Genomic DNA, 2,593 nt, shown 5'->3' on the forward strand with positions numbered 1-2,593 from the left:
TCGCCGATCGCGGCCTGCATCAGCGTCGAGGTGGTCGGCGCCAGATTGTGCGGACAGGCCTCGCGCGCTTTCGGCAGTTCCAGCACGATCCGCGCCGCCTGGCCGAGCGAGGAGGCGGCATTCGAGGTGATCGCGATCATCGGGATCGCAAAGCGCGCGGAATAGTTGACGAGGTTCTTCATCTCCGGCTGCTCGCCGGACCAGGACAGCGCCACGATGACGTCGTCGGGTGTAATCATGCCGAGGTCGCCATGGCTGGCTTCCGCGGTGTGCACGAAAAAGGCCGGCGTGCCGGTCGAGGCGAGCGTGGCGGCGATCTTGCGCGCGATGTGACCGGATTTGCCGATCCCGGTGACGATGACACGGCCGCTCGCTTGTCGGATCAAGGCCACGGTCTCGGCAAAGGGCGACCCGAGCGGGCCTTTCAGCGCGGTCGCGACCGCGGCGATGCCGTGGCTGCCGATCTCCAGCGTCCGAAGCGCGGACTGCACGGCATCGCTGGCGGAGGCGGTGCCGGTCGAGGCGATCGGCGAGGTCGGACTTGGCATGAACTCGTTCCCAAAAGAGACGGCGGGGCGGCATGCGCCGATGCCGATGATGGCTTCTTTACCATGGGCCAGCGGCTCCGGCGAAGCCGCCAACAGCGCTCTCAACCGCCCATTAACCATAATTGTTTTAACTCCTTTAACGACGTTTTTCCGGCTTCGCGAGGCGGGAACCGTTCGGCGAAGTATGTGATCAGGCTGGGGTTTTTTCATTGTGGGTTGGGGTCTTGCCACGGGCCAGGGATGGCGCGCGCGTGTTCTGTGCGTGCTCCTGCCCTGCGTTGCGCTGATCGCTCCCCCGGTGGCGATCCGCGCGCAGAGCCTGACGTCCGATCTGTTCCGCCCCGAGCGCGACGGTTTTTTGCAGCCGCAGAACTCGCCGCTGCGCCGTACCGCCGGCATCGACGATCCGTCGCCGCCCGATCCGGGCCGCGACGTCAGGCGATCCGATGGCGACCTCAGGGGGACGTCGCGGACCGGTGCGGTGCCGAGCTATGGCTTGCCTGCTGCGAGTAGCGCCGCTGACACCGGCTATGATTCGTTCAACCGCACGCGGAAGAAACCGAAATACTATCCTGCCCAGGACCGCCCCGAGCCGCCGCCGGGTCCCGGCTCGCCGCCGCCGGACGCGCCGAGGCCAAACCTGTCGGGACAGTTGCGGCTGTCGATCCCGCCATCGGAGGCTGCCAACAGGCCGCCGGTCGCGCCCGCGATGGCCGGCAATGTGCCGGGCCAGCCGCCGCGCAAGCGGCTCAGGACCGACGACGATCCGTTCGGTGCGGTCGGCGACTACGCCGGCAGTTTTCTCGTCAAATCGGCGGTCGAAGTGTCCGGCGGCTACGGCACCAATCCCGCCCGCCTCAATGCACCACGGGGCCTGGCGACTTACGTGGTCGCGCCGGAATTCCTGGCCGTGTCCGACTGGGAGCGCCATGCGCTGGTCGCCGATCTGCGCGGCTCCTTCACCGGCTATGGCGGCAGCCTGCCCGCGACCATCGACGGCGCGCCGAACCCGGCGCCGACCGATATCGATCGTCCTGATTTCACCGGTCACGTCGACGGCCGGCTCGACGTCAGCCGCGATCTCCGCCTCACCGCGCAGACCCGCCTGCACGTTGCGACCGACAATCCCGGCAGCCCGAACATCCAGGCGGGGCTCGCGCGCTATCCGCTGGCGACGAGCTTTGGCGGCACCGCCGGGTTCGACCAAAACTTCAACCGCCTGCAGGTCTCCGCCGGCGGAACGATCGACCGCACCACCTACCAGCAGAGCAAGCTCACCGACGGCACCTTCTCTTCCAACGACGACCGCAACTTCAACCAGTATGGCGGGGTCGGGCGCATCTCCTACGAGGTGACGCCGGGCGTGAAACCGTTCGCCGAGATCGAGGGCGACTCGCGCGTGCATGACCAAAAATTCGATCGCAGCGGTTTTGAACGCGATTCCTCCGGCGGCTACGCCAAGGCCGGCACCTCGTTCGAGCTCACGCGGCTCCTGACTGGCGAGGTCTCGATCGGCTATGCCGCGCGCAACTACATCGATCCGCGGCTGAGCCGACTCGACGGTTTTCTGACCGCGGGCTCGCTGGTCTGGCAGGTCTCGGGACTGACCACCGCGCGCTTCAATGCCGACACCCAGGTCGCGGAGACCACGCTGCCCGGCGCGTCCGGCGTCCTGGTGCACACCTATACGATCGAGGTCGACCACGACTTCCGCCGCTGGCTCACTGCAATCGGAAAATTCTCCTACGGCACGCTCGACTACCAGGGCTTTGGCCGCACCGACCGGACCTGGTCGGCCGAGGGCGATCTGATCCACAAGCTCACCCGCAATCTCTGGATCAAGGGCACGCTGCGCCACGACGTGCTCCAGTCCAACGAGGTGGGCTCGAGCTCGGCCTCGACGGTCGTGATGCTCGGCGTGAGATTGCAGAACTGACGCGATCGATCATTTTCGGCGAGCTTATCGCACCAAAGGCAAAAAGGTGGGAACGGTTCGATTTCTGCTCGCGCTCTCCGTCATGGTCACGCATACGAAGGGCAGCAGA

At 66.4% G+C, this 2,593-nt stretch carries 2 protein-coding genes; one reads left to right on the forward strand and one right to left on the reverse strand.

Going from position 1 to position 2,593, the window contains the following annotated elements; translation table 11 throughout:
• On the reverse strand, positions 1 to 548 hold a 548-nt coding region (locus tag JOZ76_RS09285), incomplete at its 3' end, for a KpsF/GutQ family sugar-phosphate isomerase (protein WP_291698329.1).
• 211 nt (positions 549 to 759) lie between these two features.
• On the opposite strand from JOZ76_RS09285, the gene JOZ76_RS09290 reads away from it, so the two are divergent.
• Positions 760 to 2,484, forward strand: coding sequence for an outer membrane beta-barrel protein (locus tag JOZ76_RS09290; protein WP_441300001.1), 1,725 nt, complete (start codon positions 760 to 762; stop codon positions 2,482 to 2,484).
• The last annotated feature ends 109 nt before the right edge of the window (positions 2,485 to 2,593 follow it).

Source organism: Bradyrhizobium sp. (assembly GCF_019244115.1).
Lineage (GTDB): Bacteria > Pseudomonadota > Alphaproteobacteria > Rhizobiales > Xanthobacteraceae > Bradyrhizobium.